The following is a 14,728-nucleotide window of genomic DNA, read 5'->3' as shown; positions in this document are numbered from 1 at the left end:
AGCATGTATGATCGTTTACAAGCGGTAGAAAATCGCTACGAAGAATTAAATGAACTATTGAGTGACCCAGATATCGTTTCTGACGCTAAGAAGTTACGTGATTTATCAAAGGAACAATCTGGCATCACAGAAACAGTAGAAGCCTATCGTCATTATAAAGAAGTCACTAGTCAATTAGAGGAGACAAAAGAGCTTTTATCAGAAAAACTTGATGACGAGATGCGTGAAATGGCTAAAGAGGAATTAGCGGGTCTTCAAACAGAAAAAACAGTACTTGAGGAAAAAATGAATCTTTTGCTTGTGCCAAAAGATCCTAACGATGATAAAAATGTCATTATGGAAATCCGAGGAGCAGCTGGTGGTGATGAGGCAGCGCTTTTCGCTGGCGATTTGTTTAGAATGTATAGTCGTTATGCGGAAAATCGTGGTTGGAAAGTAGAAGTGATGGATGCAAATGCTACGGGGATTGGTGGCTATAAAGAAATTATCGTGATGATTAACGGTAATGGGGCTTTTTCACGGTTAAAATATGAAAATGGAGCACACCGAGTGCAGCGCGTTCCTGAAACGGAATCTGGTGGACGTATTCATACTTCAACGGCTACTGTAGCCATTTTACCAGAAGCTGAAGATGTTGAAGTTGATATTCAGGATAAAGATATTCGTACAGATACATTTGCGTCAACTGGAGCTGGAGGGCAAAGTGTTAACACGACCATGTCAGCTGTACGCTTAACCCACGTTCCAACAGGGATCGTTGTGTCCATGCAGGATGAACGTTCGCAAATAAAAAATAAAGAGAAAGCAATGAAAGTATTGCGTGCGCGAATTTATGATAAATTTGAACGCGAAGCACGTGAAGAATACGCTGCTAACCGGAAATCAGCTGTAGGAACAGGAGATCGTTCTGAACGCATTCGTACTTATAACTATCCACAAAATAGGGTAACGGATCATCGTATTGGTTTAACGTTACAAAAGCTTGATCAAATCATGGAAGGAAAACTTGATGAAATTGTTGACGCGCTTATTTTAGAAGATAGAACAAGCAAACTGGAGCGTTTGAATGACACAGAATAAACCAACGATTGGTTCATGCTTAAAGGAAGCCGCTGAGATTTTAAAAGCGCGTCATTTAGACTTAAATGCCGCTGAAATCTTACTTGAGACAAGGATGGGGCTAAAACGAACAGAGCTGTGGATGAAACTAAACGAAGAAATTCATTCAGCTGAAGCGCATCAGTTTAAAGAAGATTTCAAGCGTTATTTACAAGGTGAGCCCGTGCAATATATTTTAGAGACGGCCCCTTTTTATGGTCGTGATTTTTGGGTGACACCTGATGTGCTTATCCCACGGCCTGAAACAGAAGAACTTGTGTTGTTAGCAGAAAATTGGCTAGTCAAAACAGATGCTACGAAGGTATTAGATGTTTGCACAGGTAGTGGGATTATTGCGATCACGTTAAAAAAGTGTTTTCCTGATTTGACTGTTGTGGCTTCTGATATATCTAGTCGGGCTCTTTGCGTTGCTAAAGAAAACGCTCGGCGCCTTGAGGCTGACGTTGCTTTTAAGAAATCGGATTTGCTTGATGTCTTTTTGGATAGCAGTGAGCGTTTTGATGTGGTTGTTGCTAATCCGCCATATATCGCTGAGTCAGAAAAGGCATTCATGACAGATTATGTCCTTCATCATGAGCCTCCACTTGCTTTATTTGCGAAAAAAAATGGTTTAGCCATTTATGAACAACTTATCCACAACTTGCCACAGGTCGTAAAAGAGCAATATTGGATTGCTGTTGAAATCGGTTATACTCAAGGTGAGGCAGTAAAAGAGCTATTTAAAAAAAGTTTTCCACAGGCCGATGTGATTGTCCACAAAGATATTAATCAGAAAGATCGAATAGTTGTTTGCTCAAATATGTTGGTATAAAAGCGTTTTTTAAAAGAACGCTTTTTTGTTCTAATTTTTTATCCACAGCGTTGTGGATAAAAAATTGTGCAAAAAAATTTTTTAATCAAATTTTAATTTATAAAAATAAGAGGTGCTCTTTGTTTTTAGTGATATCCACAGATTCACAAAAGTTATCCCCATTGACAAAACTATTATCCACAATTTGGGGATAACTTTTAAGCGAATGTGAGGACTATTCAAACGATATAAAAAACGCTAAAATAGGAAACAAAGTATATAGTATGAGGAGTTTTTAGAATGAAAACACGTTTTTGGAAGATGGATCCAAAAAATAGGAATAAAACAATTTATCAGGAAGCCGCTGAACTTTTGCGTCAGGGAGAAGTCATTGCTTTTCCAACTGAAACCGTTTATGGACTTGGTGCAGATGCAACAAATCCTGAAGCCGTGAGTAAAATCTATCAAGCAAAAGGGAGACCTGCAGATAATCCTCTTATTGTACATATTGCCAGTCAAAAACAAATGAATTTTATTTCCGAAATTCCAGAAAAAGCGAAGAAACTTATGGGAAATTTCTGGCCAGGACCAATTACCATTGTATTGCCAGTAAAATCTGGAATTTTAGCAGAGAACTGTACTGCAGGAATGGATACTGTAGGCGTGCGTATTCCAGAACATCCAGTCAGCCTGGCCCTTTTGCACGAAGTAGGGTTGCCAATTGCTGCCCCAAGTGCAAATAGTTCTGGGCGTCCAAGCCCAACGAATGCACAGCATGTTGCTGAAGATTTAACCGGGAAAATCGCCGGTATTATTGATGGCGGAGACACTAATGTTGGTGTTGAATCTACAGTTATTGATTGCACAATAGCAACACCCGCTATTTTGCGCCCAGGTGGTATTTCGGTTGAAGCAATTGAAGCAATCATTGGGAAAGTACAGTCGGCTAAGGATACACTTAAAAAAGAAGAAGCGCCAAAAGCACCTGGAATGAAATATACGCATTACGCTCCGAAAGCGCCAGTTTATCTTATCGATGGGAGTTTAGCCTTTTTTAAAGACACATATGAGCGGTTAACTTTGGCCGGAGAAAAGGTAGGGCTTTTAATTTCCAAAGAATTAGCTACAAGTTGGCCAGAGCAATCGAAAACAACAATCGTTATTGGTAGCAAAGAAAATAGAACCGAAATTGCGCAACATTTATATGCTGGATTGCGTGCTTTTGATCATACGGACGTTACGATTATCCTAGCTGAGACTTATAAACGAACTGAAATTGGCGATGCAGTGATGAATCGACTTGAAAAAGCTGCAGGTGGAAATTATTTAAGTGAGTCAAAAAAATAGACAAAGCCTCTATTATTATTTTTTCAGAAAACTTTGCTTGCTTTTTACCCAGTTTTGAGTAATGATTAAAGTGTCTTAAATCAGAATAAGGAGGAGATAGCAATGAGTGAGCTTGAGAAGCAGGATCAAGATGTATTTGCAGCAATACGGTTGGAACTTGGTAGACAGCGAAATAACATTGAATTGATCGCCTCAGAAAATTTTGTAAGTAAAGCAGTTATGGAAGCAGTGGGCTCTGTTTTAACGAATAAGTATGCAGAAGGATATCCGGGGAAACGTTATTATGGCGGTTGTGAATATGTGGATATTGTGGAAAATCTTGCTCGAGAGCGTGCTAAGCAACTATTTGGTGCTGAATATGTCAATGTCCAACCTCACTCTGGTTCCCAAGCAAATATGGCAATTTATCAAGCTGCATTAAATCCAGGGGACACGGTGCTTGGAATGAATTTATCTCATGGCGGTCATTTAACGCATGGAAGTCCTGTTAATTTCAGTGGCATTTTATATCATTTTGTTGAATATGGGGTAAGCCAAGAAACAAAACAAATTGATTACGATAGCGTTCGTGAGCTGGCTCTTAGACATCAACCTAAATTAATTGTTGCAGGTGCCAGTGCTTATCCCCGTTCTATTGATTTTGCCAAGTTTCGTGAAATCGCAAGTGAAGTGGGCGCATATTTAATGGTAGATATGGCACATATTGCCGGTTTAGTCGCTACAGGTGTTCACCAAAATCCTGTCCAGTATGCTGATTTTGTTACAACAACAACGCATAAAACGTTGCGAGGCCCACGAGGCGGAATGATTTTGGCCAAAGCAGAATGGGAAACAAAGTTGAATAAAGCTATTTTTCCAGGAACTCAAGGTGGACCACTTATGCACGTGATTGCCGGAAAAGCAGTTGCGTTCCAGGAAGCCTTACAACCTGAATTCAAACAATATTGCAAACAAATTATCAAGAATGCAAAGCAATTAGCAACTACTCTTGAAGAGGAGGGTGTATCTGTTTTAACTGGTGGAACAGATAATCACTTACTTTTAATTGATTTGCAAAATTTGGAATTAACAGGAAAAGAAGCTGAAACAATTCTGGATCAAGTGGGTATAACCGTTAATAAAAATACAATTCCATTTGAATCAGAAAGCCCATTTGTAACAAGTGGCATTCGTGTTGGTGTAGCAGCGATTACAACAAGAGGTTTTGATGAAGAGGCGACAAGTAAAGTCGGTAAATTAATCGCTCAAGTTTTGCATAATACGCAGGATGAAGCGATCTTGAAAGACGTCAAGCAACAAGTATCTGCTTTAACAAGCGAATACCCATTATACCCTAACGATTAAAAGTAAATAAGCACAAAATTTTCACTTGTATTAAAATGTTCTTTTGATACAATATTAAAGAAGAAGATTTTGAATTTAAAGGAGCGAATATAAAAATGGCAAACGTACACGTAATCGACCACCCACTTGTACAACACAAACTAACAATGATTAGGGACAAATCTACTGGAACAAAGGCATTCCGTGAGCTTGTCGATGAGGTAGCCACACTTATGGCTTATGAGATTACCCGTGATATGGAATTAAAAGATGTCGAAGTAGAAACCCCATTACAAGTGACAAAAGCAAGATCCCTTGCTGGGAAAAAATTAGGTGTCGTTCCCATTCTTCGTGCTGGACTTGGCATGACAGATGGTATTTTAAAGTTGATACCAGCTGCCAAAGTTGGGCATGTTGGCTTATATCGCGATCATGATACACTTGAACCAGTTGAATATTTTGTCAAATTACCTTCTGATGTTGAAGAACGGCTTTTTATTGTAGTTGATCCAATGCTTGCAACAGGTGGTTCAGCGATTATGGCTTTAGATTGTCTAAAAAAACGTGGCGCTAAGAATATGAAATTCATGTGTTTAGTTGCTGCTCCAGAAGGAATTAAAGCTTTACAGCATGCGCATCCAGATGTAGACATTTATGTTGCTGGTTTGGATGAAAAATTAAATGAAGACGGTTATATCTTGCCTGGACTTGGCGATGCAGGGGATCGTTTATTTGGCACAAAATAAGTGCTTTAGTTTAGGCTTTTTATTATAAGGTCTAAAGCAAAAATAAGGTATACTTTAGGAGTTTTAACATGAAGAAAATTAAGGTGATGAGCGTTTTTGGCACAAGGCCTGAAGCGATTAAAATGGCGCCGTTAGTACTTGCTTTACAAAAACAACCAGATAAATTTGAATCTTGTGTGGTTATTACTGCGCAACACCGTGAAATGTTAGATCAAGTTTTAGACATTTTTAATATTAAACCAGATGTCGATTTGGATATTATGCAAAAAGGCCAAACATTAACGGATATTACAACACGAGTGATGGAAGGCCTTAACAAGGTAATTGCAGAGGAGCAGCCAGATCTTGTGCTCGTTCATGGAGATACAACAACGAGTTTTGCTGCTGGCATGGCTGCTTTCTATCAACAGACAGCAATTGGCCATGTTGAAGCAGGACTTAGAACATGGAATAAATATTCGCCATTTCCAGAAGAAATGAATCGAAGTTTAACGGGTGTTTTAGCAGACCTTCATTTTGCACCAACACAAACGGCTAAAGAAAATTTGCTAAAAGAAAATAAACCCGCCTCCCATATTTTTATAACTGGAAATACGGCAATTGATGCTTTAAAAACCACTGTTCAGGTAGATTATCATCACTCCATTTTAGAAAATTTAGGAGATCATCGCTTGGTTTTAATGACAGCACATCGTAGGGAAAATCTAGGTGCACCGATGCAAGGCATGTTTGAAGCCATACGTGATGTTATTGAGCAACAGGAAGATGTTGAACTTGTTTATCCAATGCATTTAAACCCAGCAGTGCGAGAAAAAGCAATTTCGATTTTAGGTGGTCATAATCGAATTCACTTAATCGAACCACTTGATGCAATTGATTTTCATAATTTCTTGAAAAAAGCCTATTTAGTTTTAACAGATTCTGGTGGTGTGCAAGAAGAGGCCCCTGGTATGGGGGTTCCAGTTTTAGTATTGCGCGATACCACTGAACGCCCAGAAGGAGTAGCTGCTGGGACGCTTAAGTTAGTAGGAACAGACGAGGAAACGATTAAAAACGAAGCATTAAAACTACTTACTAATCCTAGCGAGCATGCTAAAATGAGTCAAGCTACGAACCCTTATGGAGATGGTGAAGCTTCAGCGCGTATTTTAAATGCAATGCTTTATTATTTTGATCAAGATAGTCCTCGCCCGAATGATTTTTTAGTTTAAAGAGCCAAGATAGAAACGAAATCTTTTTAGGTTTTGGCAGAATAGCTCCTTTGAGATATACAGTGGACAATTTCTGCCAGAACTTACTTAAATTGCATGAATCGATAGCGGAAAAACGGATCGACAGCCAGCCGTTTTTCATCTAAATTTAAAAAAGACAGAACATTCATTCTTTTGGAAGCGCGTAAGTATTACAGATATATTACAGTAGCGATTTTAGCTAGTGATTTCAAAAGAATTGTGATAAGATGATCAATGTTATTAATAAGCCCCAAAGAGAGCTTTTCAAAGTAAATGTAGGGATAGAAGGCTGACCAAGCATTCTATACAATCCCGCCGGCAATACGCTGACTGAATTGGAAAGAATGCAAGGGGGTAATCTATCATTATATTTTGCGAGAAGCTAATGCATGGCCTTATCTTAGCTAAAAAGAGCTCTTTTATTTGCTAATCTCGTCAAAACGTTAAAGTCTTTGCCGAGAAGGTAAAGACTTTTTATTTTGTGAAATATGACACGTAAATGAAAGCTGTTCTATCAACATTGGAGGTGTGAAATCAAGCTCATTCATAGTAAAAAAATGATGATTAAAGCAGCATGGAATCCATGTGCATAAAGATATATTTTTAGTGTGTATTCATTTAAGTAAGTTTGGAGTTATGTTACTATTAACTCAGTAAGTATAACTTGATTTTGTGAAAAATATTGACTTTTAGCTTTTTGCTGTTGTATGCTTAAAATTGACATGCTGATAAGGCTTTCATGAGTGAGATGGGCAAATGGAAGCTATTCAATGTGTTGAATTTCACAATCTTTGTTGTTTCTTAAACAGAATTTGATAGTTGGAAGAAACAGAGTTTAGAGCAGAAAGGACCACTCCAAATGTTAGAATCACCTATTAAGTTGTACCGCAGGCATCAGAAGTATTTAATGGTTCTTATTGTCTTTTGTTTTCTCGGTTGGTTTTTAACGCCCTATGTACATATATTTTTGGGCTTGAAACTAGGGATTATCATCGGTTGGTTTAACCACTGGCTGCTTATGAGAAGAACACAAGCAATGACAGAAACGGCTAATACAAATCGACAAGTTCATGGAACAGGGATGGCGGTACGGATGAGCAGCGCTTTACTTGCTACCATAATTGCAACTGAGCTGCCAGGGTACTTTCACATTTATAGTATGGCTATTGGACTTGGTATTGTCTATGCTGTTATTTTTCTGGATTTTGTTGTTTGTTCCTCTTATCGAAAGAAAAAAGTAAAAAAATGAAAGGGGTGAACCAAATTGGAAGAGAATTTTCCCGTCGTTAAATTCCTTGGACTGTCATTTAATTTGTCGAATATTGTTATGATTACAATCACTTGCCTTGTTGTATTAGGCATTGCCATTATTTGTACACGAAATTTAAAACGACGTCCAACCGGCAAACAAAATTTTATTGAATGGGTAATGGATTTTGTGCGCGGTATCATTGGAAGCAACATGGACTGGAAAACAGGTGGAAGATTTCACGTGCTGGGTATTACATTAATTATGTTTATTTTCGTATCAAACATGCTTGGTGTTATTACTTCCATTGCAATTCATGATGAAGTGTGGTGGCGTTCACCTACAGCAGATCCAATCGTAACGATGACACTTGCGATCATGATCCTTGCACTTACGCATTATTATGGGATTAAAATGCGTGGATTTAAGCACTATTTCACCGCTACCTATTTTAGCCCAATGAAGTTTCTCTTTCCACTAAAGCTCGTGGAAGAATTTGCGAATACATTGACACTTGGTTTGCGGCTTTACGGGAATATTTTTGCGGGAGAAGTTTTACTAGCAATTATTGCAACACAACTTGCGCACATTAATTTTTTTGTTGGTGTATTAGCTATTATTCCAGCGCTTGCATGGCAAGGATTTTCAGTGTTTATTGGAGCGATCCAGGCTTATATTTTCACCATGCTGACAATGGTTTACATGTCACATAAAGTAAGTGACGAGCATTAAAACATTATTAAATAAAGTAGATTTTAAGGAGGATATTAATTATGTCTTTAGGAGTTATTGCAGCTGCGATTGCAGTAGGTTTAGGTGCGTTAGGTGCAGGCATCGGTAACGGTTTAATCGTATCAAAAACGGTCGAAGGTGTTGCACGTCAACCCGAAGCACGTTCTATGTTACAAACAATTATGTTTATCGGTATTGGTTTAGTTGAAGCTCTTCCAATTATCGCTGTTGTTATCGCGTTCATGGTACTTAATAAATAAGAACTTTAAGGTAGAACGTATGCGTAACTGTTAGCGAATGTATGGAAAGGAGTGGAAAAGGCGTGTTACAACCACATTTAGTAATGGGTGCTGCCTTTACAATGGGTGATAGTCTTTTTACGTTATTTACATTTGCCGTTTTATTAGTGCTTATTCGCATATTTGCTTGGAAGCCTCTAATGAAAATAATGAAAGAACGTGAAGAGCATATTGCTTCTGAAATTGATTCAGCCGAAGAAAGTAGAAATCAAGCGGAAAGTTTGCTTGCTGAACAAAAAGACGTTTTGCAAAAAGCCCGTATTGAAGCCCAAACAATGATTGAAAATGCCAAGCAACTTGGCGAAAAAGAACGCGAAGAAATCATTAAAACGGCGCGTACAGAATCGGAACGCTTGAAAGAGGAAGCTAAAGATGACATCAAACGTGAAAAAGAAGATGCCATTACAGCACTTCGTGAACAAGTCGGCTCTTTATCTGTTTTAATCGCCTCCAAAGTCATTGAAAAAAATCTTGATGAAAAATCGCAAAATGAGCTTATTCAAAACTATATTGAAAGGCTAGGCGATCATAAATGATGAAGGATTGGGAAGTTGCAAGTCGGTATGCGACAGCTGTTTTTCAAGTAGCGGAAGAGCGCGGCTTAATTGATACCTTTTCTGAAGAATTAGCGCTAATTAAGCAAGTTCTGAGTGAAAATCCTGACTTCGTGAGCTTGCTTGAAAACCCGACATTTACAATCGTACAAAAGAAAGAGCTTGTGGGAACCGTTTTTAAAGGGCTAAATGAGCTTCTTCAAGATTTTGTATTTTTATTAATTGACCGTGGCAGGGAAGATTACCTTTCTAGTATTGCTGATATTTATGCAAAACGAGTAAATGATCTGCGAGGTATTGCAGATGCCGATGTATACTCTGTAATTCCGCTTTCTGAGGGAGAAAAATTGGCATTATCCCAAGTTTTTGCCCAGAAATTAAACAAAACAAAATTAAATATTCATAATCACATTGACAAGTCGTTACTAGGCGGCGTAAAAGTCATTATTGGAACGAGTATTTATGATGATAGTCTTAAGACGAAATTAAAAGATATGGAACGGCAAATTAGAGCTTAGTTCCCGTTTAACGAGGGGTGAAACTGATGAGCATTAAGGCTGAAGAGATCAGCTCAATCATAAAGCAACAGATTGAAAATTATCAAGGCGAGCTAAAAGTGAGTGATGTTGGGACAGTTACCTATATTGGTGATGGTATCGCACGTGCTCATGGACTTGATAATGCAATGGCTGGAGAACTACTCGAGTTTTCAAATGGTGTTATGGGCATGGCTCAGAACTTAGAAAATAACGACGTAGGTATTATCATTCTTGGCAACTATACTGAAATTCGTGAAGGTGATGAAGTTCGCCGGACAGGGAAAATTATGGAAGTTCCAGTTGGAGAAGCACTTATAGGGCGTGTTGTTAACTCTTTAGGTCAACCTGTAGACGGCTTAGGAAAGATTGCAACAACTGGAACGCGACCAATTGAAGCAGTTGCACCAGGTGTTATGGCACGGAAATCTGTAACAGAACCACTTCAAACAGGTATTAAAGCAATTGATGCGCTTGTTCCAATTGGCCGTGGACAGCGTGAATTAATTATCGGCGACCGCCAAACAGGTAAAACATCTGTTGCCATTGACACGATTTTAAATCAAGCGGACCAAGATATGATCTGTATTTATGTGGCAATCGGTCAAAAAGAATCCACTGTTCGTACAGCAGTAGAAACTTTGCGTAAAAATGGAGCACTTGATTACACGATTGTTGTAACAGCATCTGCTTCACAACCAGCCCCACTTTTATACCTAGCGCCTTATGCTGGTGTTGCAATGGCTGAAGAATTCATGTATAACGGAAAGCATGTGTTAATCGTTTATGATGACTTATCAAAACAAGCTGCAGCGTACCGTGAATTATCTTTATTACTTCGTCGTCCACCAGGTCGTGAAGCTTATCCAGGAGATGTTTTCTACTTACATTCACGTTTGCTCGAGCGTGCAGCAAAATTGAATGATACATTAGGAGGAGGCTCAATTACAGCACTTCCATTTGTTGAAACACAAGCGGGAGATATCTCTGCATATATTCCGACGAACGTTATTTCCATTACTGATGGACAAATTTTCTTACAATCTGATTTGTTTTTCTCTGGAGTACGTCCAGCGATTAATGCAGGGTTATCCGTATCACGTGTAGGTGGATCCGCACAAATTAAAGCAATGAAAAAAGTTGCAGGTACGCTTCGTTTAGATTTAGCAGCGTACCGTGAGTTAGAATCATTTTCTCAATTTGGCTCTGACCTAGATGCAGCAACCCGTGCTAAATTAGAACGTGGTAAACGAACAGTTGAAGTATTAAAGCAAGATTTACACAAACCTTTAAAAGTAGAGAAGCAAGTACTAATTCTTTATGCGCTTGTTCATAATTTCTTGGATGATATTCCTGTTCATGATGTATTGCGTTTTGAAACTGAAATGAATGTATGGTTTGATCATAACCATCCAGAACTTCTTGAAGAGATTCGCACAACAAAAGAATTACCTGAAGAAACAAAACTAAATAGCGCACTCAATGAATTTAAAAATACATTTGTTTCTTCTATGGAAAAATAATTGCTTTTGACTTCGAAAAATATAAAGGTGGTGAAGACCTTTGGCATCTTTAATTGACATTAAGCAACGGATTACGTCGACGAAAAAAACAAGCCAAATCACAAAAGCAATGCAAATGGTATCGGCTGCAAAATTAGGCCGAGCAGAAGCAAATGCAAGAGCTTATGCGCCTTATGTTTCTAAAATTCGTGATGTTGTGATGCATGTTGCCGCAACTGGAAATAGCTCTGATCACCCTATGTTAACAACTAGATCAGTAAAGCGTACAGGGTATCTGGTTTTAACTTCAGATACAGGTTTAGCAGGCTCATATAATAGTTCTGTTATTAAAGAAGTTTATCAAGATATAATAAACCATCACGCATCAAAAGATGAATATGCAATTATTACGATCGGTCGCACAGCTAGAGATTTCTTTAAAGCGCGGGATATGAACATTGTGCTTGAGATACAAGGGATATCAGACCATCCAGCTTTTGCAGAAATCAAAGATATCGCAAGTAGTACTGTTCAAATGTTTGAAGACGGCGTGTATGATGAAGTGAAAATTTATTACATTCATCATATTAATTCGATTTCCAGCCAATTGTGTACTGAACAATTACTTCCATTAACTGAATTTCACAGTGAAGAGGAATCTCAAGATGTGTTAACAACATATGAATTTGAGCCTTCTGAGCAAGAAATTTTGGATGTATTGTTGCCGCAATATGTTGAGAGTTTAATTTTTGGAGCGTTATTAGATGCTAAAGCTGCCGAACATGCTGCACGGATGACGGCAATGCGAAGTGCAACGGATAATGCATCTGATCTTATCGATGACTTATCGCTTCAATATAACCGTGCTCGCCAAGCAGCGATCACACAAGAAATTACCGAAATTGTTGGTGGGGCAGCCGCACTCGAATAACCATTATTTGAAACGACTCTAACCCTTTAGGCAATTAAGTGAGGAGGAAAAATCGCATGACAAGAGGACGAGTAATCCAAGTAATGGGCCCAGTAGTAGATGTTAAATTTGAAGGTGGGACTTTACCTGAAATTTACAATGCCCTTACTGTGGAATATAAATCTCAGTCAAAAGAAGAAACTACAAAAAAACTTACTTTGGAAGTAGCTATTCAGTTAGGTGATGATGTTGTTCGGACAATTGCTATGGCTTCAACTGATGGTATTCAAAGAGGTATGGAAGTAGTAGATACTGGGAGCCCAATTACAGTACCAGTAGGTGATGTAACCCTAGGCCGTGTATTTAACGTACTAGGTGAAACGATTGATTTAGACGCGCCGATTGCAAGCGATGTGAAGCGTAATAAAATCCATCGTCTAGCTCCAACATTTGATCAATTATCGACAACAACAGAAATTCTTGAAACAGGAATTAAGGTTGTTGATCTACTTGCACCTTATGTCAAAGGTGGAAAAATTGGCTTGTTCGGTGGTGCAGGTGTAGGGAAAACGGTATTAATTCAAGAACTAATCAACAATATTGCCCAAGAACATGGTGGGATTTCTGTTTTTGCCGGTGTAGGTGAACGTACTCGTGAAGGTAATGACCTTTATTTTGAGATGAAAGAATCAGGTGTTATTGAAAAAACAGCGATGGTATTTGGGCAAATGAATGAGCCACCAGGTGCTCGTATGCGAGTTGCTTTAACTGGATTAACAATTGCTGAATATTTCCGTGATGTGGAGCATCAAGATGTATTGCTATTTATTGATAATATTTTCCGTTTCACACAAGCAGGTTCTGAAGTTTCTGCTTTACTTGGACGTATGCCATCAGCAGTTGGGTATCAACCAACTTTAGCAACTGAAATGGGCCAATTACAAGAGCGTATTACATCTACTAATGTTGGTTCTGTAACGTCTATTCAAGCGATTTATGTTCCAGCTGATGACTATACTGACCCGGCTCCGGCCACGACTTTCGCTCATTTGGATGCCACAACCAACTTGGAACGTAAATTAACTGAGCAAGGAATTTATCCAGCTGTAGATCCTCTTGCATCAACTTCACGTGCTTTATCACCTGAAATCGTTGGTGAAGAGCATTATGGAGTAGCCATTCAAATACAACAGCTCTTACAGCGATATAAAGAGTTACAAGATATTATTGCAATCTTAGGTATGGATGAATTGTCAGACGAAGATAAACAAGCGGTAGCACGCGCTCGCCGTGTACAATTCTTCTTATCACAAAACTTCCATGTAGCTGAACAATTTACTGGACAACCAGGCTCTTATGTTCCTGTTAAAGAAACAATAAAAGGCTTTAAAGATATTCTTGCAGGCAAATATGATCATTTGCCAGAAGATGCGTTTCGTTCTGTTGGACGGATTGAAGAAGTTATTGAAAAAGCTAAAAAAATGGGCGTTGAAGTCTAATAAATCAGGAGGAGATAGGTATGGCTTTGTTGAATGTTAGCATTGTTACTCCAGATGGTCCTGTTTATGAAGGCACAGCTAATATGGTTATCGCTCGTACAAAAGCTGGTGAGCTAGGTATCTTACACGGACACGTACCACTAGTTGCTCCACTAAAAATCGATATCGTTCGTCTTAAACAAGACTCAGGCGAAGAGTGGATTGCCGTTAATGGTGGGTTTATGGAAGTAAATGGCGAAGAAGTAAATATTCTTGCAGATAGTGCCGAACGTGAACAAGATATTGACATTCTTCGCGCTGAACGTGCAAAAGAAGAAGCAGAAGCGAAGTTGCAAACAGCAAAAGAACAGAAGGTTGATGAAGTCATGGCACAGGTCGCTCTTCAGAAAGCAATCAATCGAATTCATACTAAAAAACATTAACTATTTAGTTAAAACTACCTGGATTTCCTAGGTAGTTTTTTGCTAGTTGGGGGATAAGAGTATATTTTCGCTTTAGTTTTTGTTAAAATAGAATTGTAAACTCTATTTAAGGAAGTATATGAATGTATAATATTGTTATGCAGGATCCCATGATAGTCATTATTTCGCATTTGATTTTTATTATTATTACATTTTGGGCATTACAAGCGCTTAATTATGAAAAATTTCTTAAAAAAAATAAAGTGATGCAAGCTAGGTTGCTTTTTGCCATTTTAGCCGTTGTCATTGGCTATTTGCTTAGTAGTTTTTTTCTTGAATATCTTTCTGCTTCGAAACAGTTACTAACTTTTTTATGAAATAAAAGTTTAAAAATAGTAAAATTGGTAATAAACAGAGAGTAGTCATAATTTATCAACTTTATTAAGATTAAATTAAATTTAGTTGATCTTTGCAAACAGATAATGATAG

General features: G+C 38.2%; 16 protein-coding genes. All 16 read left to right on the top strand.

What is annotated here, in order from left to right:
• Window positions 1–3: 3 nt before the first annotated feature.
• The 16 genes from prfA to G6Q10_RS08325 all read left to right on the top strand — a co-directional run bounded on the left by prfA (window position 4) and on the right by G6Q10_RS08325 (window position 14,616).
• Complete coding sequence (prfA, locus tag G6Q10_RS08400; protein WP_163655053.1) at window positions 4–1,080, top strand: peptide chain release factor 1; 1,077 nt, start codon at window positions 4–6, stop codon at window positions 1,078–1,080.
• Window positions 1,067–1,930, top strand: coding sequence for a peptide chain release factor N(5)-glutamine methyltransferase (gene prmC, locus G6Q10_RS08395; protein WP_163655051.1), 864 nt, complete (start codon window positions 1,067–1,069; stop codon window positions 1,928–1,930). The genes prfA and prmC overlap by 14 nt, the downstream gene beginning before the upstream one ends.
• A 279-nt stretch (window positions 1,931–2,209) precedes the next feature.
• Entirely contained in the window at window positions 2,210–3,256 is a 1,047-nt protein-coding gene (locus G6Q10_RS08390) for an L-threonylcarbamoyladenylate synthase (RefSeq protein WP_163655049.1), read from the top strand.
• Between the two features lie 102 nt (window positions 3,257–3,358).
• A complete protein-coding gene (gene glyA, locus G6Q10_RS08385) occupies window positions 3,359–4,600 on the top strand; it encodes a serine hydroxymethyltransferase (RefSeq protein WP_163655047.1) in 1,242 nt (413 codons plus the stop codon).
• Window positions 4,601–4,695: 95 nt separating this feature from the next.
• Window positions 4,696–5,325: a uracil phosphoribosyltransferase gene (gene upp, locus G6Q10_RS08380; protein ID WP_163655045.1), complete on the top strand. Its 630-nt coding sequence runs from the start codon at window positions 4,696–4,698 to the stop codon at window positions 5,323–5,325.
• Between the two features lie 68 nt (window positions 5,326–5,393).
• On the top strand, window positions 5,394–6,536 hold the full coding sequence (wecB, locus tag G6Q10_RS08375) for a non-hydrolyzing UDP-N-acetylglucosamine 2-epimerase (RefSeq protein WP_163655043.1): 1,143 nt from the start codon (window positions 5,394–5,396) through the stop codon (window positions 6,534–6,536).
• A gap of 880 nt (window positions 6,537–7,416) precedes the next feature.
• Window positions 7,417–7,806, top strand: coding sequence for an ATP synthase subunit I (locus G6Q10_RS08370; protein WP_163655041.1), 390 nt, complete (start codon window positions 7,417–7,419; stop codon window positions 7,804–7,806).
• Between the two features lie 15 nt (window positions 7,807–7,821).
• Window positions 7,822–8,538 carry a F0F1 ATP synthase subunit A gene (gene atpB / locus G6Q10_RS08365; RefSeq protein ID WP_163655039.1) on the top strand — a complete coding sequence of 239 codons (717 nt, stop codon included), beginning with the start codon at window positions 7,822–7,824 and terminating at the stop codon, window positions 8,536–8,538.
• 41 nt (window positions 8,539–8,579) lie between these two features.
• Window positions 8,580–8,798, top strand: coding sequence for a F0F1 ATP synthase subunit C (gene atpE / locus G6Q10_RS08360; RefSeq protein WP_003723467.1), 219 nt, complete (start codon window positions 8,580–8,582; stop codon window positions 8,796–8,798).
• A 62-nt stretch (window positions 8,799–8,860) separates the two neighbouring features.
• Window positions 8,861–9,373 (top strand): F0F1 ATP synthase subunit B, encoded by a 513-nt coding sequence (gene atpF / locus G6Q10_RS08355; RefSeq protein WP_163655037.1) that lies wholly within the window; start codon window positions 8,861–8,863, stop codon window positions 9,371–9,373.
• Complete coding sequence (locus tag G6Q10_RS08350) at window positions 9,370–9,909, top strand: F0F1 ATP synthase subunit delta (RefSeq protein ID WP_163655035.1); 540 nt, start codon at window positions 9,370–9,372, stop codon at window positions 9,907–9,909. Before atpF ends, G6Q10_RS08350 begins: the two co-directional genes overlap by 4 nt.
• 26 nt (window positions 9,910–9,935) lie before the next feature.
• A complete protein-coding gene (gene atpA, locus G6Q10_RS08345; RefSeq protein WP_163655033.1) occupies window positions 9,936–11,450 on the top strand; it encodes a F0F1 ATP synthase subunit alpha in 1,515 nt (504 codons plus the stop codon).
• Window positions 11,451–11,490: 40 nt separating this feature from the next.
• Window positions 11,491–12,360 carry a F0F1 ATP synthase subunit gamma gene (locus tag G6Q10_RS08340; protein WP_163655031.1) on the top strand — a complete coding sequence of 290 codons (870 nt, stop codon included), beginning with the start codon at window positions 11,491–11,493 and terminating at the stop codon, window positions 12,358–12,360.
• Window positions 12,361–12,416: 56 nt separating this feature from the next.
• A complete protein-coding gene (atpD, locus tag G6Q10_RS08335; RefSeq protein ID WP_163655030.1) occupies window positions 12,417–13,838 on the top strand; it encodes a F0F1 ATP synthase subunit beta in 1,422 nt (473 codons plus the stop codon).
• Window positions 13,839–13,858: 20 nt separating this feature from the next.
• Window positions 13,859–14,260 (top strand): F0F1 ATP synthase subunit epsilon, encoded by a 402-nt coding sequence (locus tag G6Q10_RS08330; protein ID WP_163655028.1) that lies wholly within the window; start codon window positions 13,859–13,861, stop codon window positions 14,258–14,260.
• A gap of 122 nt (window positions 14,261–14,382) precedes the next feature.
• Window positions 14,383–14,616 (top strand): DUF1146 family protein, encoded by a 234-nt coding sequence (locus tag G6Q10_RS08325; protein WP_163655026.1) that lies wholly within the window; start codon window positions 14,383–14,385, stop codon window positions 14,614–14,616.
• Window positions 14,617–14,728 lie beyond the last annotated feature (112 nt).

The organism is Listeria sp. PSOL-1 (assembly GCF_902806445.1).
Lineage (GTDB): Bacteria > Bacillota > Bacilli > Lactobacillales > Listeriaceae > Listeria.
Note: the sequence above shows the minus strand (reverse complement) of the source record. Positions and strands in the feature narration are given on the sequence as shown.

Excerpts from the sequence above, each read along its gene's own strand:
- prfA (WP_163655053.1), top strand. The coding sequence starts at position 4 with ATGTATGATCGTTTACAAGCGGTAGAAAATCGCTACGAAGAATTAAAT.
- prmC (WP_163655051.1), top strand. The coding sequence starts at position 1,067 with ATGACACAGAATAAACCAACGATTGGTTCATGCTTAAAGGAAGCCGCT.
- G6Q10_RS08390 (WP_163655049.1), top strand. The coding sequence starts at position 2,210 with ATGAAAACACGTTTTTGGAAGATGGATCCAAAAAATAGGAATAAAACA.
- glyA (WP_163655047.1), top strand. The coding sequence starts at position 3,359 with ATGAGTGAGCTTGAGAAGCAGGATCAAGATGTATTTGCAGCAATACGG.
- upp (WP_163655045.1), top strand. The coding sequence starts at position 4,696 with ATGGCAAACGTACACGTAATCGACCACCCACTTGTACAACACAAACTA.
- wecB (WP_163655043.1), top strand. The coding sequence starts at position 5,394 with ATGAAGAAAATTAAGGTGATGAGCGTTTTTGGCACAAGGCCTGAAGCG.
- G6Q10_RS08370 (WP_163655041.1), top strand. The coding sequence starts at position 7,417 with ATGTTAGAATCACCTATTAAGTTGTACCGCAGGCATCAGAAGTATTTA.
- atpE (WP_003723467.1), top strand. The coding sequence starts at position 8,580 with ATGTCTTTAGGAGTTATTGCAGCTGCGATTGCAGTAGGTTTAGGTGCG.
- G6Q10_RS08350 (WP_163655035.1), top strand. The coding sequence starts at position 9,370 with ATGATGAAGGATTGGGAAGTTGCAAGTCGGTATGCGACAGCTGTTTTT.
- atpA (WP_163655033.1), top strand. The coding sequence starts at position 9,936 with ATGAGCATTAAGGCTGAAGAGATCAGCTCAATCATAAAGCAACAGATT.
- atpD (WP_163655030.1), top strand. The coding sequence starts at position 12,417 with ATGACAAGAGGACGAGTAATCCAAGTAATGGGCCCAGTAGTAGATGTT.
- G6Q10_RS08330 (WP_163655028.1), top strand. The coding sequence starts at position 13,859 with ATGGCTTTGTTGAATGTTAGCATTGTTACTCCAGATGGTCCTGTTTAT.
- G6Q10_RS08325 (WP_163655026.1), top strand. The coding sequence starts at position 14,383 with ATGTATAATATTGTTATGCAGGATCCCATGATAGTCATTATTTCGCAT.